General features: G+C 64.6%; 20 protein-coding genes. 10 read left to right on the top strand and 10 right to left on the bottom strand.

Going from position 1 to position 21,527, the window contains the following annotated elements:
- Positions 1 to 18: 18 nt before the first annotated feature.
- From QZ409_RS18185 to QZ409_RS18170, 4 genes are all read right to left on the bottom strand, one after another.
- Positions 19 to 696 (bottom strand): phosphatase PAP2 family protein, encoded by a 678-nt coding sequence (locus tag QZ409_RS18185; protein WP_296714109.1) that lies wholly within the window; start codon positions 694 to 696, stop codon positions 19 to 21.
- Between the two features lie 240 nt (positions 697 to 936).
- Positions 937 to 2,556, bottom strand: a complete 1,620-nt coding sequence (locus tag QZ409_RS18180) for a hypothetical protein (RefSeq protein ID WP_296714108.1) — start codon at positions 2,554 to 2,556, stop codon at positions 937 to 939.
- A 97-nt stretch (positions 2,557 to 2,653) separates the two neighbouring features.
- Positions 2,654 to 3,019 carry a hypothetical protein gene (locus QZ409_RS18175; protein ID WP_296714105.1) on the bottom strand — a complete coding sequence of 122 codons (366 nt, stop codon included), beginning with the start codon at positions 3,017 to 3,019 and terminating at the stop codon, positions 2,654 to 2,656.
- A 218-nt stretch (positions 3,020 to 3,237) separates the two neighbouring features.
- The gene (locus QZ409_RS18170) at positions 3,238 to 4,914 is read right to left on the bottom strand and encodes a mucoidy inhibitor MuiA family protein (protein ID WP_296714103.1); all 1,677 of its coding nucleotides are present in this window, start codon (positions 4,912 to 4,914) and stop codon (positions 3,238 to 3,240) included.
- 240 nt (positions 4,915 to 5,154) lie between these two features.
- Here QZ409_RS18170 and QZ409_RS18165 point away from each other — a divergent pair, with 240 nt between their 5' ends.
- Together QZ409_RS18165 and QZ409_RS18160 are read left to right on the top strand one after the other, a co-directional pair.
- Complete coding sequence (locus QZ409_RS18165; protein WP_296714099.1) at positions 5,155 to 6,093, top strand: DMT family transporter; 939 nt, start codon at positions 5,155 to 5,157, stop codon at positions 6,091 to 6,093.
- Positions 6,080 to 7,264: a lytic murein transglycosylase gene (locus tag QZ409_RS18160; RefSeq protein ID WP_296714096.1), complete on the top strand. Its 1,185-nt coding sequence runs from the start codon at positions 6,080 to 6,082 to the stop codon at positions 7,262 to 7,264. Before QZ409_RS18165 ends, QZ409_RS18160 begins: the two co-directional genes overlap by 14 nt.
- Before the next feature lie 66 nt (positions 7,265 to 7,330).
- On the opposite strand, the gene hemA is transcribed toward QZ409_RS18160, so the two are convergent.
- Positions 7,331 to 8,617 carry a 5-aminolevulinate synthase gene (hemA, locus tag QZ409_RS18155; RefSeq protein WP_296714094.1) on the bottom strand — a complete coding sequence of 429 codons (1,287 nt, stop codon included), beginning with the start codon at positions 8,615 to 8,617 and terminating at the stop codon, positions 7,331 to 7,333.
- A gap of 560 nt (positions 8,618 to 9,177) precedes the next feature.
- Here hemA and QZ409_RS18150 point away from each other — a divergent pair.
- The 5 genes from QZ409_RS18150 (at position 9,178) to QZ409_RS18130 (ending at position 13,431) form a co-directional block, all read left to right on the top strand.
- On the top strand, positions 9,178 to 10,257 hold the full coding sequence (locus tag QZ409_RS18150; protein WP_296714092.1) for a cyclopropane-fatty-acyl-phospholipid synthase family protein: 1,080 nt from the start codon (positions 9,178 to 9,180) through the stop codon (positions 10,255 to 10,257).
- Between the two features lie 316 nt (positions 10,258 to 10,573).
- Positions 10,574 to 11,248 (top strand): response regulator transcription factor, encoded by a 675-nt coding sequence (locus QZ409_RS18145; protein WP_283367277.1) that lies wholly within the window; start codon positions 10,574 to 10,576, stop codon positions 11,246 to 11,248.
- 134 nt (positions 11,249 to 11,382) lie between these two features.
- Entirely contained in the window at positions 11,383 to 11,844 is a 462-nt protein-coding gene (locus tag QZ409_RS18140; RefSeq protein WP_296714090.1) for a hypothetical protein, read from the top strand.
- Between the two features lie 28 nt (positions 11,845 to 11,872).
- On the top strand, positions 11,873 to 12,220 hold the full coding sequence (locus QZ409_RS18135) for a DUF6460 domain-containing protein (protein ID WP_283367279.1): 348 nt from the start codon (positions 11,873 to 11,875) through the stop codon (positions 12,218 to 12,220).
- Positions 12,221 to 12,393: 173 nt separating this feature from the next.
- A complete protein-coding gene (locus QZ409_RS18130) occupies positions 12,394 to 13,431 on the top strand; it encodes a glycosyltransferase family 1 protein (RefSeq protein ID WP_296714085.1) in 1,038 nt (345 codons plus the stop codon).
- Between the two features lie 32 nt (positions 13,432 to 13,463).
- Here the strand turns inward: QZ409_RS18130 and QZ409_RS18125 are convergent, their stop codons facing one another.
- Positions 13,464 to 14,066, bottom strand: a complete 603-nt coding sequence (locus QZ409_RS18125; RefSeq protein WP_296714083.1) for a DUF938 domain-containing protein — start codon at positions 14,064 to 14,066, stop codon at positions 13,464 to 13,466.
- 272 nt (positions 14,067 to 14,338) lie between these two features.
- On the opposite strand from QZ409_RS18125, the gene QZ409_RS18120 reads away from it, so the two are divergent.
- Complete coding sequence (locus tag QZ409_RS18120; RefSeq protein WP_296714080.1) at positions 14,339 to 14,731, top strand: hypothetical protein; 393 nt, start codon at positions 14,339 to 14,341, stop codon at positions 14,729 to 14,731.
- Between the two features lie 112 nt (positions 14,732 to 14,843).
- On the opposite strand, the gene QZ409_RS18115 is transcribed toward QZ409_RS18120, so the two are convergent.
- Both QZ409_RS18115 and QZ409_RS18110 read right to left on the bottom strand, forming a co-directional pair.
- On the bottom strand, positions 14,844 to 15,914 hold the full coding sequence (locus tag QZ409_RS18115; RefSeq protein ID WP_296714077.1) for a quinone-dependent dihydroorotate dehydrogenase: 1,071 nt from the start codon (positions 15,912 to 15,914) through the stop codon (positions 14,844 to 14,846).
- Positions 15,914 to 16,258, bottom strand: a complete 345-nt coding sequence (locus QZ409_RS18110) for a DUF952 domain-containing protein (protein WP_296714075.1) — start codon at positions 16,256 to 16,258, stop codon at positions 15,914 to 15,916. The genes QZ409_RS18115 and QZ409_RS18110 overlap by 1 nt, the downstream gene beginning before the upstream one ends.
- A 141-nt stretch (positions 16,259 to 16,399) precedes the next feature.
- Between QZ409_RS18110 and QZ409_RS18105 the strand changes: the two genes are divergently transcribed.
- Positions 16,400 to 18,079 (top strand): lysine--tRNA ligase, encoded by a 1,680-nt coding sequence (locus tag QZ409_RS18105; RefSeq protein WP_296714072.1) that lies wholly within the window; start codon positions 16,400 to 16,402, stop codon positions 18,077 to 18,079.
- Between the two features lie 14 nt (positions 18,080 to 18,093).
- Here the strand turns inward: QZ409_RS18105 and QZ409_RS18100 are convergent, their stop codons facing one another.
- Positions 18,094 to 19,941, bottom strand: a complete 1,848-nt coding sequence (locus QZ409_RS18100; RefSeq protein ID WP_296714069.1) for a glycosyltransferase — start codon at positions 19,939 to 19,941, stop codon at positions 18,094 to 18,096.
- Between the two features lie 175 nt (positions 19,942 to 20,116).
- Between QZ409_RS18100 and QZ409_RS18095 the strand changes: the two genes are divergently transcribed.
- Positions 20,117 to 20,878, top strand: coding sequence for a transporter substrate-binding domain-containing protein (locus QZ409_RS18095; RefSeq protein WP_296714067.1), 762 nt, complete (start codon positions 20,117 to 20,119; stop codon positions 20,876 to 20,878).
- On the opposite strand, the gene QZ409_RS18090 is transcribed toward QZ409_RS18095, so the two are convergent.
- Entirely contained in the window at positions 20,872 to 21,522 is a 651-nt protein-coding gene (locus tag QZ409_RS18090; protein WP_296714064.1) for an SCO family protein, read from the bottom strand. The genes QZ409_RS18095 and QZ409_RS18090 overlap by 7 nt on opposite strands.
- Positions 21,523 to 21,527: the final 5 nt, after the last annotated feature.

Raw genomic sequence — 21,527 nt, 5'->3', positions numbered from 1 at the left:
GGCGCTTCCGGCGCGGCCCTACCAGATCGCGATCAGGCCCAGGGCGATTGGATAGCCGAGGCCAAATCCCAGCAAGCCGCCCGCGATCACGTCGCTGGGGTAATGGTGGGCGGTCGCGACCCGCGACCAGGCCAGGCAGAGCAGCATCAGCGCCGCCGGAATAGCGAAGGACGGCCAGAGCATGACGATGGGCGTCAGCACGGCGGTCATGGTCATGGTGTGGCCGCTGGGGAAGGAATGTTCATCGAGCGTGGCCAGCAGGGACGACAGCTCGGGGTCGATGAGAAAGGGGCGGCGGCGGCGGTAGCGTCGCTTGAGCAGCGGATAGAGGCTGTGCGTCACGCCCGCGTTGATGCAGCCGAAGAGGATCAGCTTGTAGCCGGACAGGCCCCAGCAGGCGAGAATCACGATAGCCAGCGGGATGTAAACCCAGCCATTGCCAAGCTTGCTGATTCCGATCGCGCAGAGCCGCCCGATTGAGGAATGCGCCGTGCGGGAGAGGATTCGCACCAGTTCGAGATCGGCCTCCTGAAGCGTCTGGAGCCAAAGCGAGGGTTGCCGCAAAAGACTCCAGGCGGATCGGCGGGGCGTAAAGGATTCCAAATGGATAGGGCTCGTCGGTTCCGGCTGCTGGCGGCCGCCCGGCGTATCATTGACCGACTTCACATAGGTCACGACGGGCGGTTCTGCGGTCATGCGGCGCTGAATGGTCGATTTCCTTGTCATCAAACCCATAATAGGCCGGGTTGAAGCTCAAATACAGCACTCAAACCGATTGCGGGCGCCCGTCCTCAACCGGGACGCGCCAGAGCCCCCGAAGCGCTAAGCATCCATATTGGCGGAATTGCGGCTTTGCCTGTCGCCTCGACCGCCAAAAAAAAAGCCTCCGCCCGATGGGGGCGAAGGCTGGAATGGCGCCCTCAGTCATTTTTGGCGTCAGAGATTTTTGGCGTTGCCCTTGAGGATTTTGTAGCGTTTGCCGTCGCCGTCCTCGTCGAAGAAGGTGGCGACGTTCCCCGCGACCTCGACCGCGTAGCAGGTCTCTTCCTTCTCGCCGGCGAAGATGAAGCAGGCCTTGTCGCCTCGCATGGCCCATTTTCCGGTGGCGACTTCATCGTCGTCCAGCTGCTTCACCGAGCCGTCGGCGGCATAGAACTCGCTGAGCGGGGAGCCCTCCGAATCCTTGCCCGTGATTGTGTTGCCGACGAGGGCGCTCCAGGCGGCGAGCCCCGTCAATTTCCCTGCGTCGGCGGGCGCCTGGGCGTCAGGCGCCGGCGGCGTCGGTGTGGCGAGGATGGCCAGGGCGGGGGCGGTTCCTTCGGCGACGGCGGTGACGTCGAAACGGGCAAGAGCCTGCTGCGGCGCTTCCAGTCCCTCCAGCTCCGCGAATTTCGGCGCGGGCGCCTTCGCTTTCAGGCTCAGCGTCAAGCTCTTGCCATTGGCGATGAAATTGACGAGGCCTTGCGAAATGGCGGCGGCGGCGGGTGCGTCCGGCATCATCAGCGGACCTTGCGCGACGAGGGCGCTCCACTCCTTCTTGACGGCGTCGGGCGTCTTGCTGGCCGAAAGGGCGGCAATGGCGACGGCCTTGTCCAGCGCGCCGGAATTGACAATGCGGAGTTCGAGCGACTGGAGCGCAGCCGCTTCCATGGCGGCGCTCTTGGCCTTGGCGTCGCCGCCGAAAGCCGCCCTGTCGAGGCCCGACGCCTGGCCGCGCAGCTCGATCGAGCCGATATTGGCGGCCTCGATCAGATAATCGTCGAGCGAGAAGATCTGTTTGGCCGGATCATAGCTTCCATCGACTTTGAGCGAGGCGTCGATCTTGTCATAGCCCAGCGCCGTCAGCATCGCGCCGCTCTGTGAGGACTTGGGCAGGAAAAGGCTCAGGCCATTGACGGCGAAACGGCTCTTGAGCGGCGCGTCGCCGTCGAAACTCTGGTCCACCGTCGCCGAGTTGAGATGCAGGCGGATCAGGTTGCCGCCGTCGGCCGTGGCGGGGGTGTCCTTGTCCGGAATGCTGAGGTCGAAGCCACTCCACGACACATGGGCGACGCGGGGCGTGGCGGTCTTCGCCTCACGGGTCCGGATAGCGTCGGCCAGATGCAGGATCTGCACGCCGTCCACGGTCAGGGGCTGGCTCTTGAAGGTGAGATTGCCGCCCGTTTCGACAGGAAGATCCGCGTCCACGCCGCCGAGCGTGAGATGCGCGACGGCGCCCTGGTCCACCCCTTCGGCCTTGAAGTCGTGAAAGACGACCGCGCCGGGCTTGTCCGACGTCGCCGTCGCCTCGGGAATGGTTATGCGGGCGGCCTTGAACTTGCCGATCAGCGCGGCGGCCTCTTCATTGGTTGCCGCGCCGGAAAAAAGCTTCGCCGCTTCTTCCTGCGTCAGATTGGTGTCGGTGATTTCGATATGTTTGAAGGCGATTTTCGATTTTTCGCCGGTCGGCAGCGCGACATTGTCGAGCGAGATATCGGCGGCCCGCGCCAGGCCGGGCGCGAGCGCGGGCAGGACGAAAAGACTGGCGAGCAGGGAAAAACGGCAAAGCGCGGTCATGGAGGGTCCTTGGCGCGAGGGTCTGGCGGGCTCGGAGACGCCGCAACCTAAGGGCGAAAGGTTGACGCCTTGCAAACATCCGCCGCGCTAATTCCCTTCAGTGGAGAGGCTTGCCTTGCGGCCGGACCTGTCCGGTCTCGTTCGTGACGCGCTTGACGATGGCGATGATCGCGGCGGGATTGGTGGGTTTGGTCATGAAAATGGCTGGCGGCAGGGCGCGCAGACTGTCCAGCCGGGCGGACAGCAGGACGAGCTTGATTTTCGGCCACTGTCTCGAAACGATCTGCGCCAGCTCGAGTTCATCGCGCTGTTCCGCGAGGTTGATGAACAGGACGGAAATATCGCTGGAGGTTTCCAAAATGGTCAAAGCGTCGTCAACAGATTCAATCGCAAAAGCATCGCAGCCGAACTGCCTGAACGCGGCAATGACAAATGCCGAGATCTCGGGCTCGTCCTCGACCACGAGTGCAACCGGCATATTTGTCTCCCGTTGGCGAGCCAGCCCGCTTGTGAATGCCGTCTACAATGTCGTCCCGCTCCAGAAAGTTTTTTTGGCGCGTCTCGATTTGGAAAAATCTGTGTTGAAACATGACAAAGCTAGCATGAACTCCTTCCGGCGAATCGGCCCTTTTGGGAGGGGCGTTCCTACGTCTTAATCGGTACTAGCGGCCCCGCTTCCGCTCAGGGGAGGACAACCTCGCGGTCAGCCGGCCATTTCATGCGGTAGGCAAGGCGGATTTCCTTGCTTTGATCAGGGCCAAGAGCGAAGCGCCAGCGCAGCAGTCCGCGTTTGCCGTCCGGGTCTTTTTCGTCGGGCTGCGTGGTCTGCGGCAAGGTCTCGACGACGATCGCCGCATTCTCCGAAAAAGGCGTCTGGTCGGTGACGACGGCGTTAATCGGGAAGTCGTGCAGATTGCGCACGATCGTCTTGAATTCCCGCGTCTCGACCTTGGTCTGGCCGAACCAGCCGGGTTCGTTTTCCTTGCGTTTGACCGGCGTGCGCTGGACGGTGACGCGCTCGTCCGCGCCGAAGCCGAGATCGCCCGCCTCATGCGGCGCGACGAGCGGCAGCCGCTCCTGCCCGATGAGGGCTCCGTCGCGATAGATCGCGACCGGGCCGGGCAGCAGCGGCGCTTCCTCGCCATTGACATAATGGACAGAGAGGAAGGCGCGCGGGTCGAGCGCGGGCGTCATGCGCCAGGACAATTCCGCCTGCGGGCTTTGCGAGGCCAGCGCGATATTTTTCGCCGAACCGTCGGCGGCGAGGCTGACGCGGCCCGGCGCGAGAAAGCTCGCCTGATAGGCCCCGGATTCGAGCTGCGCCTGCCGTGTCTCGGCCTTGGCGAGCGCCGGCGCCGGAGCCGCGTCCGCAGGTGGAGGCGGGGCGGCGGCGACTGTCGCGTTTCGCGCCTCCGCCGCGACAGGACGCGCGACCGGCGGCTCGTAAAAGGCGATGATTCGCGGGACGGCTTCCGGCGCGGCGACGGCTCCGGTCGCGCGGAAGGCTGCGAGCGTCAAGGCGATGTCGGTCCAGTCTTCGCCGGTGGCCTGCGTCACGACCGCGCGACGCTTGAGTTCGAGCTGGGGTTTGCCGTCCTTGCCGCCAGTGGTCAGATGGGCCTCGTAAGCTGGCGTCCAGCGCGCGCCGGCCACGCGATAGGTCACGGCGAGGCGGAATTTGCCGCCGGCCGGAGCTTCGACGTCGAGCGTGACGTCACGGGCCGCGCCCTTGGGCGCTTGCGCCGGGCGGGCGGCTTCCAGCGCCTTGATGCGGGCGTCGATCTCCTCGCCCGCCGCGCGCGCCTCGCGCAAGGCCTCGCCGTTTTTGGCCAGCGCGACGCCGACGGCGTCCCAGGCCGTGTTCCAGTCCTCGGGCTTGAGGCCCTTTTCCCCTTGCCTGTCCGGCCCCGACTGGGCGTAGAGCTGGGTCATCGCCTGTTTCGCCGCGAGCGCGTCGATTTTAACCTGCGCTGCGGCCCGCTCGGCGCGGAGAGCCTTGATTTGCGCGTCGAACGCGCTCTCGCCGGTCGCGGCGGGCGCCTTGCGGACATCGACGGCGCCCAGAACGAGGCGCCCGTCGCCCTCGCCGCCGATTCGCAGCGTCGTGGGGTCGAGCCCGCCCGGCAGGCCATGAAAGACGAGACGGCTTTCGCCCGCCGGCAAAGCGATTTCAGCGACGCGGGTCACGACGGCGGCGTCGGGATAAAGCGTGACGGAGTCGATCCGCGAGGCGGCGTCGAGTTCGGCGCCGAGCGCCGGCGCGGCGCCGGAAAGAGCGACAAGGGAAAGAGCGGCAAAGGAAATCTTGGGGAGCGAATGTTTAGGGAGCGAAAATTTGGTGAGAAAAATGGGGAGCATGAAAGGACTCAAAGCGCGGGAGGCCGAAGCGGGGCCGCATGATGCGCGAGAGATTGCGTATTTTTTTCGACCAAGTTCAGGCGCTTTTTCCGCCAGGGCCTTTTCGGCGATTGGCTCATGCCAAAGGCGCTTGCCGCGATCGCCAATGGGACTTGCCGCGTTTGCAAGGCTCTTCCGCTGGACGGCAGGGCGATTCTTGGCCAAGGTCCACGCCCGATCCTCTTTTGGAAAGCGTCCGAATTGCGCGCATTCTTCGGCCGGGCCGCGCGGAGCCTGAATGAACGCGCGGTCCTTCTGCTCGTGTTGACCACGGCGATGTGGGGCGCCAATGGCGTCGTCAGCCGCGCGGCGGTCGGCGCGGTTGCGCCCATGACCCTGGTCGCTCTGCGCTGGCTGTTTGTCTGCGCCGTGCTGCTGCCGATCGTCCGCGCGCCCTTTCTGGCGCATCTGCCCGAGTTGCGGCGGAACTGGCGTTTTCTGGCCGCCATGGCCCTGTGCGGCTTTACCGGCTTCAATGTGCTGTTCTATCTCGCCGGCTACTGGACCAGCGCTGTGAACATCACATTGTTGCAGGGCGCGATCCCGCCGATGGTCTTCGCCGGAGCGGTTCTTTTCAAAGGCGAGCCTGTCACGCCGCGCCAGATCGCGGGCATGGCCGTCTCCTTTCTGGGCGTCGGGCTGATCGCCACGCGTGGCGACGTCGCCCATCTCGGCGACCTGTCGTTCAATCTTGGCGACCTGATGATGCTCGCGGCCTGCGCGCTTTACGCCGGCTATACCATCGCCTTGCGTGGGCGCCCGCATCTGCCGCCCCTGGTCTTCTTCGCCGGCATGGCGCTCGCGGCCTTCGCGGCCTCCTTGCCCTTTCTGGCGGCGGAAATCGCGCTGGGCCGCGCCTATTGGCCGAGCGGCAAGGGGTTTGCCCTGGTGCTCTTCGTCGCTCTGGCGCCCTCGCTGCTCAGCCAGCTGTTCTTCATGCGGGCGGTGGAGCTGATCGGACCGGGCCGCGCCGGCATCTTCTCCAATCTCACGCCGCTGTTCGGCGCCATTTTCGCGATTGTTTTGCTTGGCGAGCCGTTTCACCTCTATCATGCCGGGGCCATGGCGCTGGGCCTTGCAGGCATCGCCCTGGCGGAATCCGCCAAGCGGCAAAAGGTCGTCCCGCATGAAACGCCGTGAATTTCTTGTCTTCGCCGCCAGTCTCGCCTCGGTTCCGGCTCTGAGAGAGGCATTTGGACAGGGCGCGGGCGATTTCGGCGCTTTCGTGGAAAGCCTGCGCGCCCCTGCGCGGGCGGCGGGCGTGTCTGCTGAAATTTTCGATTCAGTCGCGTCGGGGCTGACCGTCGATCAATCTCTGGCCGGGAAGCGCGCCGCTCAGGGCGAATTCGTGCGGCCCCTGAAAACCTATGTCGAAGAGGCGGCCTCGCCCGCGCGGGCCGCCAAGGGCAAGGCTAGCGCCAACAAATTCGCCGGGCCGCTGCGGCAGATCGCGGCGCAATATGGCGCGCCGCCAGAGATGATCGTCGCGCTCTGGGGCATGGAAAGCGATTTCGGCGCCTCGCACGGCGATCGCGATGTCTTGCGCTCGCTCGCCACGCTCGCCTTCCTGCACCCGGACAATCCTGTCTATGGCCAGGAATTCGTCGCGGGTCTGGTTCTGATGCAGCGGGGGATCGCGCGCGAAAAATTGCGCGGCTCCTGGGCAGGCGCGATGGGCGATCCGCAATTCATGCCTTCCGCCTATCTGAAATACGCCCGCAGTTTTGACGGTCGGGGTGCGCCGGACATCTGGTCGAGCGGGCCGGATTCGCTGGCTTCCATCGCCAATTTCCTGAAGGAGTCCGGTTGGCGGCCCGGCTTGCCGCCGCTGATCGAGGCGCAGGTTCCAGCAGGTTTCGACTATGCGATGCTGCGCGCGGATTTTTCGGCCTTCGCCCGCGCCGGTTTCAAGGCGCTCGACGGCGGCGCGCTGCCAGCCGCCGGGGAGGCCATGCTGTTTTTCCCAGCGGGCGCGCCAAGCCCGGCCTTTCTGCTCAGCGAGAATTTCTTCGTGCTCAAGGCCTATAATTTTTCGGATTCTTACGCCTTTGCCGGTTCGGTCCTCGCCGACAGGATCGCCGGGCGTCCCGTTCTGCGCGAAAAATGGCCGAATGAGGCGCAGCCTCTCGATCAGGCCGAGCGCGAGGCGATCCAGCGCGGCCTGACCGCGCGCGGCTTGTATGACGGCAAGATCGACGGGCGCTTCGGGCCGGTGACGCGGCTCGCCATCCACGCCTTCCAGCGCAAGTCGGGCGTCGCCAAGGCGGATGGCTATCCGTCACGGGCGGTGCTGGAGTTATTGAAGAAGTGATGCATCCGTGCCTTCTCCCCTTGCGGGAGAAGGTGGCGCGTCAGCGCCGGATGAGGGGGGCGCGGCTTACTCAGCCGCGCGTTTCATGGCCGGATAAGTGCAATGCGCGTCATTGGCGAAGGGCGACTCAACGTCGCTGACCTCGGCGAAGGGAATGCGCAAGGTTGTCCAGACATCGACCAGAGCCTCGACCAGATGGGCGATATGGGCGTCTCCGTGATGCGGCGTCGGCGTGATGCGCAGCCGCTCCGTGCCGCGCGCAACGGTCGGATAGTTGATCGGCTGGATGTAGATGCCGTGGCGCTCCAGCAACATGTCGCTGGCCGCCTTGCACAATTGCGCGTCACCCACCATGACCGGCACGATATGCGACGGATTGGGCAGTACGGGCAGCCCGGCGCGCATGAGCGCGTGCTTGGTCAGCCAGGACTGGCGCTGGTGGGCCATGCGCAATTCCGGGCGGGTCTTGGCGATGCGCACTGATTGGGCGGCGGCGGCGCAGACGGCCGGCGGCAGCGCGGTGCTGAAAATGAAGCTCGGGGCGAAGGAGCGCACGGCGTCGCAGATCGCCGGCGACGCCGCGATATAGCCGCCGATCACGCCAAAGCCCTTGGCCAGCGTGCCCTCGATCACGTCGATGCGGTGCATCTGGCCTTCGCGCTCGGCGACGCCGCCGCCGCGCGCGCCATACATGGCGACCGCATGGACCTCGTCGATATAGGTCATAGCGTTGTATTTTTCGGCGAGGTCGCAGATCTCCTTGATCGGCGAAATATCGCCGTCCATGGAATAAAGGCTTTCGAATACGATCAGCTTGGCGCGCTCCAGCGGTTGGGCGGCAAGCAGTTCCTCGAGATGGGCGACGTCATTATGGCGCCAGATCTTGCGTTCGGCGGAGGAGCGGCGGACGCCCTCGATCATCGAATTATGATTGAGCGCGTCTGAGAGGATCAGGCAGTTCGGCAGCAGGTCGGCGATGGTCGAAATGGCGGCGAGATTGGAAATCCAGCCCGAGGTGAAAACCAGGGCGGCTTCCTTGCCGTGAAGATCGGCCAGTTCGGCTTCGAGCATGACCAGCGGATGGCTGGTGCCGGAAATATTGCGGGTGCCGCCGGCGCCGGCGCCGTGCTTGGCGGTGGCGGATTTCATCGCTGCGATCACCTCGGGGTTCACGCCCATGCCGAGATAATCGTTGGAGCACCAGATGGTGATGTCATGCGCGGCGCCGCTGTGGTCGCGCCAGATCGCATGCGGGAAACGTTCGGAATCGCGCTCAATATCGGCAAAGACGCGGTAGCGCTGTTCTGTCTTGAGCTTGCCGATCGCGTTTTCGAAAATCTGCCGATACTGCATCTTCGCTGTCCTCTGGACCACGCGCCGCGCGGGCGCGTCCCGTCGCGGCTGAACATTCCCTCAAGCGACTGCCTGCTATACAGACTTTCTGTCGCTCTCGCGAGCGGCACTTTGTCGCAATTTTATTGCACCTGCGGCAAGGATGAACCCTTTCCCGGATGCGACACCCAACCATGGAACGAGGGGCGGCTTCCTTGCGCTGGATCACTTTTGGCGTTTTTTTCGGCATAAGCAAGCTGCCTGTTTTAGGACCTTGGCGCCGATACGGCGCGGTTTCACCCAAAACGGCTGAAATAGCGGCAGAGGCCAAGGGAACGCACGCCAGCTGAAATGAATTCTAAGAGATCCACCCGCCGAAATCGGCGGATTAGTTCCCAGCGTCCGGTCAGGCCATGTCCTGGTTGCTTCAACATTTTCTGCGGCGGCTTATTCGAAAGGGTTCATTGGAGGTCCGGACGTCCACCGGTCCTGCCTTTGTCGTGGGAGATGGCAGGCCGCCGTTCTGCGGCCTCCGGTTCGCGGACAAGGCTGCCGAATGGGAGCTGATCCGCGATCCCGAAATGGGTTTGGGCGAACTCTATGCCGATGGACGGTTCGAACTGATCCTGGGCGATCTCTATAATCTGCTGGCGCTGGGCGCGCGAAACATCGTCGCGCCCGGCGGCCCTGGGCTTCTGACCGCACTGCGGACGCTGCAAAGCCTGTGGCAAAGGTTGGGACCCGGCGTCGCGCCGGGCCGGGCCCGCGCCAACGCTTCGCATCATTACGATCTCGACGCAGGGTTCTACCGGCTGTTCCTCGACGATGACCTGCAATACTCCTGCGCCTATTTCGAGACGCCCTCGGCCAGCCTCGAAGCCGCGCAACTGGCCAAGAAACGTCACATCGCCGCCAAGCTCGCGCTCTCTCCCGGCCAGAAGGTTCTCGATATCGGCTGCGGCTGGGGCGGACTGGCGCTTTATCTCGCCCAGAACTGCGGCGCCGAGGTTCTCGGCGTGACCCTGGCGCGCGAGCAGCTCCAACTCGCCCGGCAAAGGGCGCAAAGCGCGGGTTTGGCGGACACGGTCCATTTCGCGCTCAAGGATTATCGCGAAGTCGGGGGAAGTTTCGATCGGGTCGTTTCGATCGGCATGTTCGAACATGTCGGCCCGAAAAACTATGACGCCTTCTTTGCGCGGGTCGCCGAATTGCTGGCGGAAGACGGCGTGGCCTTGGTCCACACCATCGGGCATTTAGGAGCTCCCGCGCCGACCAGTTCCTGGCTGCGCAAATATATCTTCCCCGACGGCTATATTCCTTCCCTGATGGAAATAGCGCCTTCGCTTGCGCGCGCCGGACTCGCTGTGGCCGATCTGGAGGTTCTTCGCGAACATTACGCGCTGACGCTCGAACATTGGCGCGCGCGCTTTAAGGCGAACCGCGACGCGGCGCGGGAAATATTTGGCGAGCGGTTCTGCCGGATCTGGGAATTCTATCTCGCCGCCTCGGAATGCGCCTTTCGCTACGAGGGCTGTGTCGTCCTGCAATTTCAGCTGGTCAGGAAATTCGAGGCCCTTCCAATCACCCGGGACTATCTTTTCCGCCGGGAGGCGGAACTGCGGGCCGTCGAGGAAAGGCTGCGTTCTGGCGCTAAAAGCTGAGCCGAACCTACGAAATTCGCCGGCGCGGATGCGGAAAAGTGACAAGTCTTCATATCGTGATATTCAAGAGCGCAGTTTTGCGAGTCGCGCGCCGGATGGATCGGTCGCTCCACGTCATCTGCTGCGGCGCAAAAAAATTTCCGCGGATGCGAAGGGAAACCTCAGCCTTTTTCGTAACCTTTGCAGGATGAAAATTCTCCTTTATGGCTGTTCGACTTGAGTATAGAAATGAAAGAAGTACAATTGACAAGTGTTGTACCGGCTGATGCGCGCCAGCGCTGGCTGGAGATAATGTCTCGTGCCTGAGGTGGGAAGAGTGGAGCATCAGACAACGCGTATTTTGATCGCAGATGATCACCCACTGGTTCGGGGAGCCTTGCGGCAGGCTGTCGCCAACGCCGTGGCGGGAGCAGAAATTGTCGAGTGCGGCGCGCTGGAAGGCGTGACCAAGGCCCTTGAGGCCAATTCCGAAGTGGATCTGATCCTGCTGGATCTCGCCATGCCGGGCGTTCGCGGCTATTCGGGCCTGATGATGTTGCGCGCGCAATATCCGGGCGTGCCCGTCGTTGTGGTGTCCGGCCGCGAAGAGCGTAATGTCATCCGCCTGTGCATTGATTTCGGGGCTTCCGGCTTCATTCCGAAGAGCACGGACATGGAGACCATGCAATCGGCGATCCGCGCCGTTCTCGCGGGCGATTTGTGGGCGCCGTCCGACGTCGATCTGAACGGTCCGGTCGATCGCGATACGGCCGACAGCGTGCGCCGGCTCGCTTCGCTGACGCCGCAACAGGTGCGGGTGCTGATGATGCTGTCGGAAGGCCTGCTCAACAAGCAGATCGCCTATGAGCTTTCAGTGTCCGAGGCGACAGTGAAGGCCCATGTCTCGGCGATCCTGCAGAAGCTCGGCGTCGAAAGCCGCACCCAGGCCGTGATCGCCGCAGCCCGCATCGAGGCGATGAGCGATATTTCAGCCGGCGCGATGGGCGATTAAATTTCGCCCATCCTCTGGCGCCGGGCCGGGAGCCGCCTATTTCAAGGGCGAGAATTCATCCCGCCGGCGCCCGCTTTCCGCATTGGCCGCCGGGCCGCAAGGCCGGCGCGAACCGGCCGGAAAGGCGCGCGACCATGAGGAAAGCCCCAGCCGGAATCTTCCGCCTCGCTATTGCGTCGGTGGCGTTCATGCCCATCGCCGGGGCGATTTCGGCGCGCGCCGAACCGGCGCCTCCCTCCGCCGCTCCGTTTGAAGCCCCCGACTCGGCCAATGGCCGTTTCGCCATGACGCCGGTCGCCGACGGCTTCTTGCGGCTCGACACCCGCACCGGCCAGGTTTCGCTCTGCACGCTGGCGTCCGGCCAGGTCCAGTGCCGCGCCGGCGCCGACGAGCGCGCGGCGCTGGAGGCGGAGATCGACCGGCTCGCTAAGGAAAACACGCGGCTGAAAGCCGCTGCGCCCGCCGCGCCGCAGGCGGCCGAGGTCGAGGAGGAGCGCCGTTTCGACCGCGCCCTTGACCGCGCCGAACGCTTCATGCGCAGGATGATGCAACTGTTCCGCGAGTCCGGCCCCAAGACCCCGCCCTCAACGCTCTGACCTCATCCTATTCCGCGAGAAGACCGCCATGACCGAAAACAACAGCCCGGCGCGCCATCCGTTCGAGCCCCGCGAGTCCGATCTCGCGGCGGCGCAGCGCCGCGAACCAAACGATTTGGAGCGATTCCTCGGCGGCTCGCCCTCCTCGGTCGCGGTGCGGCTGCTCTTTCTCTCGCTGATCGTCGGCTTCTTCCTGATCTGGCTCGATATCCGGCCCATCGACGTCCTCGTCGGGCTGCGCCATATCGTCGAGCGTTTCTGGAACATGGGCTTCGAGGCGATTCGCGACATCGCGGAATATCTCGCGGCGGGCGCGGCCATCGTGCTCCCGGTCTGGCTGGCGCTTCGGCTGCTCAACATGCGGGGCAAGAACTGAGGCTTTTAGCCATTTCCTGAGGCGTTCGAGCGGGCGACCGGAGTTTTTATTAAATCGGTCACATCGAATTGCTACGGGGGCTGCATGAGCCATGGCGAACCCGAGAATGAATTGCGTCGCGTCGCCGACCGCAGCCGGCGCCTTCCGCGCCCCTCATCCGGGGGGCGCCTCCTGTGAAGATCTGCATCGTCACGGACGCCTGGCGTCCCCAGGTCAATGGGGTCGTCGTCACGCTCTCCAACCTGATCGCGGCGGGCGAAAAGCTCGGCCATGAATTCGTAGTCATCGGGCCGGACCAGTTCCACACCATCGCGGCGCCGTCCTATCCGGAAATCCGCCTCGCGCTCACCAGCGCAAAGGCCGTCGGCGAGTTGATCCGCGCACATCGGCCTGATCACGTCCATATCGCCACCGAAGGCCCGCTCGGCGTCGCAGCGACCTATTGGTGCCCGCGCAACGGCGAAATCTTCACCACCTCCTATCACACCCGCTTCCCAGAATATGTGGAGGCGCGCTGGCCGATCCCCGCCGCTTGGTCCTATGCCGCCCTGAGGCGGTTCCATGCCGGCAGCGCGGGCCTCATGGTCGCCACCCAGACCCTTGCCGGCGATCTCGCCGCGCGCGGCTTCCAGCCGCCGATGCTCTGGCCGCGCGGCGTGGACCAGAGCCTGTTCCGCCCCATCGATGAATTGCCGCGCGAACTGGCTGACCTGCCGCGCCCTTTTTTTCTCTATTGCGGCCGCGTCGCGCCCGAGAAAAACATCGAGGCCTTCCTCGCCCTCGACTTGCCCGGGTCGAAAATCGTGGTTGGAGACGGCCCCTCGCGACCGTTACTGCGGGAGCGGTTCCCGAAGAGCCGTTTCGTCGGCGTGAAAGCGCGCCACGAACTCGCGGGCTTTTATTCGGCGGCCGATGTCTTCGTCTTTCCCAGCCGCACCGACACTTTCGGCAATGTGATGATTGAGGCGCTGGCTTGCGGCGCGCCGGTGGCGGCCTTCCCTGTCCCGGGTCCGCTGGACGTCGTCACGGATCCTCGCATCGGCGTCTTGAGCGAGGATTTGCGCGCGGCCTGCCTCGGGGCCTTGGCGCTCTCGCGCGAAACCTGCCGCGCCCACGCCGCGCGTTACACCTGGCCCGAGAGCGCGCGCCAGTTCATCGACAATGTTATCCGGGCCAGAAGCGCCGCGCTTGCGCGGCGCGTCTATGCCTAGAAGTGTGCGCCGCGCTTGCGCGGCGCCTATGCCTAGAAACGTCTGAACGTCACGCTCAAATTGTCGCCGGGCATTTCGACGATCTCCGGCGCGAAAAAATCATTGGCGCGCGCCGTCGCCTCGACGGCGGCCAAGTCGCGCAATCCCCATTCGGGATTATGCGCGCGCAATCTGGCGTCGAAGGCGAGCTTGCCCTCCGCCGTCTGGACGCCCTCGCGCAGGAAGGGCCCGTAAAGGTAAAGCGCGCCGCCCGGCTGGAGCAGGTCATAGGCCTGGTAGAACAGGCCTTCGGTCGCGGCCCATGGCGCGACGTGGAGCATGTCGATGCAGAGGATGGCGTCGGCCCGGCACACGGGCCGGGGCGGGCGCGTGGCGTCGAGGGCGACGGCGGGATGAATGTTCTGCCGTCGCTTTTTGGCGGTCCAGGCGTCGATGCTCGCGCGGGCGTTCGGATCGATGTCGGAGGGCTGAAAAGTCACCCGGGGCAGGGCGGCGGCGAAATGCACGGCGTGTTCGCCGGAGCCGCTGCCGATTTCGAGCACCAGCCCTCTTGTCGGCAATATGCGACGCAGAACCTCGAGAATGGCGTCGCGATTGCGGGCGACGGCGGGAGAATGAAGGCGGGGATCGATCATGGATCCATCATAATAGAGCGGCCGCCCATTTGGGAGGCCATTGATCGCAAAGCGAAATCCGGGCCAAACCTCGTTTGGCCCGCTCCTTGAGCCAGGCCATGCGCGATATGCGGCTCAGCTATGCAATTTTCGCACTGCAAATTTCGTGCTGCACTGCAATATTATAGACCTTAGTATAGACGTCGCTCCTCGCGCGGCGCCGACCGGAGGTCCGGCTACTCGGACTGACCGGCTCATCCAATCGGATGCAGAGATTTCGAAGGGATCGAACAATGCAGAAAGCACGTCGCCTCACCGCCGTCATTCTCGCCGCCGCCGGCCTCGTCGCTTCGGCGGGCTTCGCCGCCGCTGAAGACAATATGGTCCGTACGGTCAAGCCTTATCAGGGCATCATGCTCGACGTCGGCTCGAAGCAGCTCGGCGGCTATTTTTCGCAGGCTGATGGCCGTTGCAAGCTCAACGTGATCGTCGCCGACGCCTATCGCGAAGATCGTGCGCCGTCCGCCGCTTCGTCCATGCGCGTCCAGATGACCGTGGATGTCGACAAGCCCGCCCGTCTCGACACGGCGGAAGGCAAGCTCGTTCAGTTCGACTGCCTGAACGGCGCCCAGGCCATGAAGGCCACCGTCCTTGACCGGGTCGCCTATAACGATCTGGCCAAGTAATGCCTGGTCAGTAAGGCCCGAGCGGACATTTCGGAATGACGAAGGCGCGGCGGATCTTTCGCCGCGCTTTTTTGCGTCGGGAACTTGAGTTTTGACGGCGTCCTGGCCGGGGCTAGAGCCAGTCCTTGACGCCGCTGCCCACCGCCGGGCCAATCTGCCGCAATTTTCTCGCGCGTAAATGTTCGACCAACCCGTCCTTGATCCGGTCGACCAGCCCGAGGCCCTCATAGACCAGCGCGGAATAGAGCTGGACCAGGGTGGCGCCGGCCTCGATCTTGGCCCAGGCGGCTTCGGGCGAATCCACGCCTCCGACCCCGACCAGCGGGAATTGCCGCTCGACCCGGATGTAGGTCTGGGCGAGCATCCGCGTGGAAAGCGCGAACAGCGGCGCGCCGGAAAGGCCGCCGCTTTCCTTGCGGGCGTCGTCGCGCAGGGAATCGGGTCGTGAAATCGTGGTGTTGGAGACGATCATGCCGTCCACGGCGCGCGCGCGGGCGACGCGGACGATGTCGTCGAGATCGGCGAGGGCGACATCGGGCGCGATCTTCAGTAGGACCGGGCGGCGCGGTCCACTCGCGGCGAAGGCGTCGCGGGCGTCCAGAACGCGGGCGAGCAGGTCGTCGAGCGCCGCCGCCTGTTGCAGGTCGCGCAGGCCGGGCGTGTTAGGCGAGGAAATATTGACCGTGAAAAAAGAGGCGAGATCGGCGAAGGCCTCGATCCCGGCGACATAATCGCCGGCGCGGTCGATGGAATCCTTGTTGGCGCCGATATTGACGCCGACGATCCCGCCCCTGCCGCTGCGTTTCAGCAGGCGCGCCCGCGCCGCGGCGTGCCCGCCATTGTTGAAGCCGAAGCGGTTGACGACGCCGCGATCCTCATGGAGACGAAACAGGCGCGGCTTGGGATTGCCCGGCTGCGGGCGCGGCGTCAGCGTGCCGACTTCCGTGAAGCCGAAGCCCATGTGAAGCAAGGGGTCCGGGACGCGCGCGTCCTTGTCGAAGCCCGCCGCCATGCCGAGCGGGTTGGGAAAATCCAGTCCGAAGATATTTTGCGCCAGTGCGTCATCATCCTTCGGCAATGGCGGCAGCGGCATGCGCTCCAGCGCGAAGACCGTCATCTGATGCGCGCGCTCGGCGTCGATGGAATGCAGCAGGGGAAGCGCAAGGGAATCGAAAAAGCCCATTATTCCACCAGTCCGGCAAAATCGAGAGCGCCATCGGCGCGGCGGTTGAGGGGAAGCGCGAATTTCGCCAGAGCGGTGGGCAAGGGCGCGTAAAGATGAGGGAAGAGCGCGCCGCCGCGCGAAACCTCATAGACCAGCTTGTCGCCAAGCTTTTCCGCCTCGACCGCGACGAGCAGGAGATCGTCCTGACCCGCGAAATGCTTGGCCGCTGTCTCCTCGACCTGGGCTGCGGTCGAGAAATGGATATAGCCGTCGGCGAGATCGATGCCGGCGCCGTCGAAAGCGCCGCGCGCGAGCGCCGCGCGCCAGATCTCCGCGTTCAGGATTTTATAAATCAGGGCCAAATGCGTCTCCCTCGGGACCGGCCGATTTACAGCATTTTTTTTGCCCTTCCGCCAGCGGCGCACAGCAGTTAAAAGCGGACCTTTCCGAAAGAACAGTAACGGCGGAGCGCCCGTCGAGGAATGAAGGCGGGGAATCCAGGAATGAACGAGATCGCGTCCCAACTCGCCGCTTTCGCCAGCCAATCGAACGCCTGGCCGTTCGAGGAGGCGAAAAAGCTCGTGGCCAGGGTGGAGCGCACCGGGCAGAAACAGGTGCTGTTCGAGACCGGATACGGTCCGTCGGGCCTTCCCCATATCGGAACCTTCGGCGAGGTCGCGCGCACGACCATGGTGCGCCACGCCTTCGAGACGCTGACGGAAGGGCGGGTCGCCACGCGGCTGCTGGCTTTTTCCGACGATCTCGACGGCTTGCGCAAAGTGCCGGAGAACATTCCCAACAAGGAGCTGGTCGGCGCCCATCTCGGCAAGCCCCTGACCCAGGTGCCGGACCCATTCGGCGAATATCCCAGCTTCGGCGAGCATAACAATGCGCGGCTGCGCGCCTTCCTCGACGCTTTCGGCTTTGAATATGAATTCGCCTCCGCGACGCATTATTACCAATCGGGTCGCTTCGACGCGACGCTGCTGAAAATGCTCGCGCGCTATGACGCGATCCAGGAAATCATGCTGCCGTCGCTGCGCGCCGAGCGCGCCGCCTCTTATGCGCCCTTCCTGCCGATCCATCCGCGCAGCGGCCATGTCATGCAGGTTCCGCTCGATGAGATCGACGTCGCGCGCGGCCTTGTCGCCTGGCGCGACCCTGAGACAGGCGAGCGTTTCGAGACGCCCGTGACGGGCGGCCATTGCAAGCTGCAATGGAAGCCGGATTGGGCGATGCGCTGGTGTGCGCTCGGCGTCGATTATGAAATGGCCGGCAAGGATTTGATCGATTCCGTCAAGCTGTCGAGCGAGATCGCCCGCGCACTGGATGGCGCGGCGCCGGAAGGCTTTAATTACGAGCTGTTTCTCGACGAGAACGGCCAGAAGATTTCCAAGTCCAAGGGCAATGGCCTGACGATCGACGAATGGTTGCGCTACGCCAGCCCGGAATCGCTGTCCTTTTTCATGTATTGGAAGCCGCGCGAGGCGAAGAGGCTCTATTTTGACGTCATTCCAAAGGCGGTGGACGAATATCTCGCCTTCCTCGACGCTTATCCGCGTCAGGATTGGAAATTGCGGCTGGGCAATCCGGCCTGGCATATCCATGCCGGCGATCCGCCGCCGCCCGAATTCATCCACCATGGCGCGGACGCCAAGGGCGCAGCGATCTCGTTCGGCATGCTGCTCAATCTGGCGGCGGTGGCCAATAGCGAGGATCCCGCCGTGCTGTGGGGCTTCCTGCGCCGCTATGCGCCCGAGGCGACGCCGGAGAAATTCCCGCGCCTCGACCGCATGATCCATTACGCCGTGGTCTATTTCCGCGATTTCGTGCGGCCCAAAAAGGTCTATCGCGCCGCCGACGACGTGGAGCGCGAGGCGTTGGAGCAGCTTGCCACGGCGCTCGCCGGCCTGCCGCCGGCGCCGAGCGCGGAGGACGTCCAGACCCTGCTTTATGACGTGGCGCGTCCGATCCCGCGCTACCAGAATTTTGCCGCCAAGGGCGCGACGCCGGAAAAACCGGGCGTGTCGAATGACTGGTTCGCCATGCTCTATCAGGTCCTGCTCGGCGAGGCGCGCGGCCCGCGCTTCGGCTCTTTCGTGGCGCTTTATGGCGTGGACAACACGCGCGCCTTGATCGCCGACGCGCTGGCCGGCAAGTTTTTGGCCTCCGCCCCCGCCTGAGGGGCGTCTGTAGTTTAAGGGACTGGCGGGCGGGGCAGGTGGGCGGTCTTGTTCCAGACGAAGGGCTTGCGCGTCCATTCCCATAGCGCGAGCCATGAGGCGACGCTCAGCAACGCCAAATAGACGGGCGCGAGCAGGAGCCTCGGATTGGCCCTCATCCCGCGCCGCTTCATGCCGAGCAGAGGCGGCAGGACGAAGGCCAGCGTCCCGAACAAGGCGATGCCGAGGCTGATGCTCGCCAGGGTGAACTGTTCGAAGGTCTGCGGCGCCAGCAGGTCTCCCCAGAGCGCGTCACCCGCGAGGCGCAGCCCGTAGAAGGGGCCGAACAAGGGGCCGGCCAGCAGGCTCGACATGGCGCAGAGCGCGGCGAAGGTCTGGACGGCGCCGATCTCGCGGTAATGGCGGCGCGGCGAGCGCAGGAAGACGGACAAGGTTTGCATCCAGCCCTTCATCCAGCGTGATCGCTGGCCCATCCAGTTGTTCAGCTCCGTCGGGGCGTCCTCGAAAGTGGTGGCCTCGATCGCGCCGACGCGATAGCCGAAGCGGGCAAAGCGCAGGCCGAGATCGGCGTCTTCGGTGACGTTCCAGGCGTCCCAGCCGATGACGCGGCGCAGGATGTCGGTGCGGAAATGATTGGAGGTGCCGCCGAGCGGCATTGGCAAGCCGAGCGCGGCGAGGCCCGGATTGAGGACGTCGAACAAAGCCGCATAGCCGATGGCGAAGAAATAGGGCAGCCAGCCCTCATGGCCGTTGTCTATGGCGAGCCGGGCCTGCAGGCAGGCGAGGCGCGGCCCGGCGGCGGCGAAAGCGGCGGCCACGAGGCGCAATTGTTCGGGCTCGGGCCGGTCCTCGGCGTCGAAAATGGCGAGCAGCCGCCCCCGCGCCAGCGGCAGGGCGACATTGAGCGCGCGCGGCTTGGTGCGCGGCGCGCCGGGCGGCGCGACGACAATCTCGACATAGGCCGGCGGCGCGGCGGCGCGCAGGGCCTCAGCGGTTTCGTCATCATCGTGCTCCAGCACGATCTTCACGTCGAGCTTGGCGGCGGGATAGTCGAGCGCCTTGATCGCGGCCAGCAATTGCGCCGCGACGCGGGCCTCGCGATACATTGGCACGATGATCGAATAGAGCGGCAGGGCGCGCTCGCTCAAGCTCGGATGCGCGCCGCGCTGCGTCTTCAGGCTGGCGGCGAAGGCGCAGAGGCGGATGTAGATTCCGCCCAGGAACAGAATGGAGAGCAGGGCCGAGTCGGCGGCGAGCAGCGCGGGGGACAAGGCCGAAAGGCCCGCGATCACGCCGAGGCAGAGCACGACGCTGAAAAGATTGCTCCAGCGCAATTGTGGCGCATTGGCGCTGAGGCGGGAATCGGCGCGCGACAGGGCGAAGCTGGCGTCGTCGGAAAGCGCGCGCCGGCCCTTGGCGCGAACGAGCGCGGAAAAGATTTTTGGCGCGCAGATCGCGATTCTTCGGCCTTCCTCTGCTCCCAAAGTGAGAAGGGCGCGGACCTGTGCGCCGCGCGGCGCCATCAGCCAATCGAAATCCTCAAGCGCGGGATCGGCGCGGGCGACGCTGGCGCGCAAGGCGGCGCGATAATCGAAACCCGGCGCGAGCGACGTGGCGCGTTCGACATAGGGGCAATTCAGCCGCCGGGCGAGGGCGGCGTAATAGAAGGCTTCTTCGACGATGCCCTCGGCGATCAGGATCTCGTCGGCGCCGACGCCAAGTTCGCGGGCCCGCCGCGCCGCATAAGCCAGCGTGGCGGACTCGACGCCAGCGGCTGCGAGAAAGGCGATTTCGGGAGCCGATTCAGCGCCCTCGGCGGGTTCAAAACTCCCTCCGCTGCGGTATAAAGAGCCAGAACTCATGAGCGGATCGGAACAGGACTTGACCACGCGCGGGCGCAATTTCTTTTTTCGACAGGCAGGGTTCTTTATCCGACACTTTAAGGCCAAGGCCAAGCTATTTTGGCTATGTCTTTGGTTCCTGTCGGCTTTGCAGCTTGCCGGCCTCCCGGCCCACGCCGCGGGGCAAGGGCCGGACGTGTTTCTGCCGAGCCTGTTCGATCCCCATAACCGACCCGCTGCGCCCGGTCCCGACGCGCCGAAGCAGATCCGCTTCCTGACATCCGATGATTATCCGCCCTTCGAATTCCTGAACGCCGACGGGGCGCTCGCCGGCTTCAACATCGACCTCGCGCGCGCGATCTGCACGGAACTGAAGGCGAGTTGCACGATTCAGCCGCGCCGCTGGGACAATTTGCTTGACGCGCTCGAAGCGAAAGAGGGCGACGCCATTATCGCCTCGTTGCGCGAGACGCCGGCGAACCGGGCGCGGGTCCGCTTCACCGCGCCTTATTATCTCACGCCCGCCCGTTTTGTGTCGCTCGCTCGCGCAAAGGCGTTTGACGCGCGGCCGGAAGGCTTGCGGCAGGCGACCATCGGCGTCGAGTCAGGCGGCGCACATGAGGCTTTTCTCAAGGTCTTTTTCGCTCGCGCCACGATCCGCAGCTTCCCCGATCGCGCCGCGATGATGGCGGCCTTGCGCGACAGGAGCATCGACCTCGCCTTTGGCGACGCGGTCAGCCTGGCACTGTGGATGAACGACCCGCACTTGGGCGACTGCTGCCGGTTCCAGGGCGGGCCTTACCTCGAACCCGCTTTTTTCGGCGAGGGCATCGGCATCGCCGTGCGGCCCGACGACGCGGTCCTGCGGCGCACGCTCAACTGGGCGCTGCAAAGTCTCGACGAGCGCGGCGCGCTGACCGAACTTTATTTGAAATATTTTCCGATCGGCTTTTACTGAGCCGCAAGCGCGGAGCGCAATTCCGCCGCAGCCTGCTCGGGCGGCCGCTCGATGTTGAATCCGCGCACGAACCGTCCGTCGCGGTCCATCAGATAGACCAGCGCACTGTGATCCATCGAATACTCGTCCGACTTGCCGGGGGCCTTGCGGGCATAGACGCGATATTCGGCCATGACCTTGTTGATCGCCGCGCGGTCGCCGGACAGGCCGATGATGCGCGGGTCGAAGCTGCCGACATAATCCTGCATCACTTGCGGCGTGTCGCGCTCCGGATCGACAGTGACGAACAGGGCCTTGATCTTCGCCTCAGGACCCAATGCGCGCAAAATCTCGGAAATCTGGAACAGGGTCGTCGGGCAGATGTCGGGGCAATGCGTATAGCCGAAGAAGACCAGGAAAGGCGCGCCTCGCAGTTCAGCATCGGACAGTTTCCGCCCGTCGCCGGTCTCCAGAACGAATGGGCCGCCAATGGCGGCGGGCGCCGGCGCTCCGGGCTTTTCAGGCGTCAGCAGCGAAAGGCCGGCCGCTGAAAGCGCCAGGGCGGCGGCGAAACCGGCGACAAGCCACAGCAGCCCGCGCGGCCGGGGAGAGGAAGATTTGGCGGAAGGGGACTTGCCGGAGGGGTTTTCCTTGGTCGCGGCCATGACTT

Origin of the sequence: Rhodoblastus sp., from assembly GCF_019449565.1 — a bacterium.
Lineage (GTDB): Bacteria > Pseudomonadota > Alphaproteobacteria > Rhizobiales > Beijerinckiaceae > Rhodoblastus.
This window is presented reverse-complemented; position numbering and strand designations above follow the sequence as displayed.

What these genes read in the sequence shown, in the direction of transcription:
- QZ409_RS18185 (WP_296714109.1), bottom strand. Translation starts at nt 696, where the DNA reads ATGACCGCAGAACCGCCCGTCGTGACCTATGTGAAGTCGGTCAATGAT.
- QZ409_RS18180 (WP_296714108.1), bottom strand. Translation starts at nt 2,556, where the DNA reads ATGACCGCGCTTTGCCGTTTTTCCCTGCTCGCCAGTCTTTTCGTCCTG.
- QZ409_RS18170 (WP_296714103.1), bottom strand. Translation starts at nt 4,914, where the DNA reads ATGCTCCCCATTTTTCTCACCAAATTTTCGCTCCCTAAACATTCGCTC.
- QZ409_RS18160 (WP_296714096.1), top strand. Translation starts at nt 6,080, where the DNA reads ATGAAACGCCGTGAATTTCTTGTCTTCGCCGCCAGTCTCGCCTCGGTT.
- hemA (WP_296714094.1), bottom strand. Translation starts at nt 8,617, where the DNA reads ATGCAGTATCGGCAGATTTTCGAAAACGCGATCGGCAAGCTCAAGACA.
- QZ409_RS18150 (WP_296714092.1), top strand. Translation starts at nt 9,178, where the DNA reads ATGGGTTTGGGCGAACTCTATGCCGATGGACGGTTCGAACTGATCCTG.
- QZ409_RS18140 (WP_296714090.1), top strand. Translation starts at nt 11,383, where the DNA reads ATGAGGAAAGCCCCAGCCGGAATCTTCCGCCTCGCTATTGCGTCGGTG.
- QZ409_RS18135 (WP_283367279.1), top strand. Translation starts at nt 11,873, where the DNA reads ATGACCGAAAACAACAGCCCGGCGCGCCATCCGTTCGAGCCCCGCGAG.
- QZ409_RS18125 (WP_296714083.1), bottom strand. Translation starts at nt 14,066, where the DNA reads ATGATCGATCCCCGCCTTCATTCTCCCGCCGTCGCCCGCAATCGCGAC.
- QZ409_RS18120 (WP_296714080.1), top strand. Translation starts at nt 14,339, where the DNA reads ATGCAGAAAGCACGTCGCCTCACCGCCGTCATTCTCGCCGCCGCCGGC.
- QZ409_RS18115 (WP_296714077.1), bottom strand. Translation starts at nt 15,914, where the DNA reads ATGGGCTTTTTCGATTCCCTTGCGCTTCCCCTGCTGCATTCCATCGAC.
- QZ409_RS18105 (WP_296714072.1), top strand. Translation starts at nt 16,400, where the DNA reads ATGAACGAGATCGCGTCCCAACTCGCCGCTTTCGCCAGCCAATCGAAC.
- QZ409_RS18100 (WP_296714069.1), bottom strand. Translation starts at nt 19,941, where the DNA reads ATGAGTTCTGGCTCTTTATACCGCAGCGGAGGGAGTTTTGAACCCGCC.
- QZ409_RS18090 (WP_296714064.1), bottom strand. Translation starts at nt 21,522, where the DNA reads ATGGCCGCGACCAAGGAAAACCCCTCCGGCAAGTCCCCTTCCGCCAAA.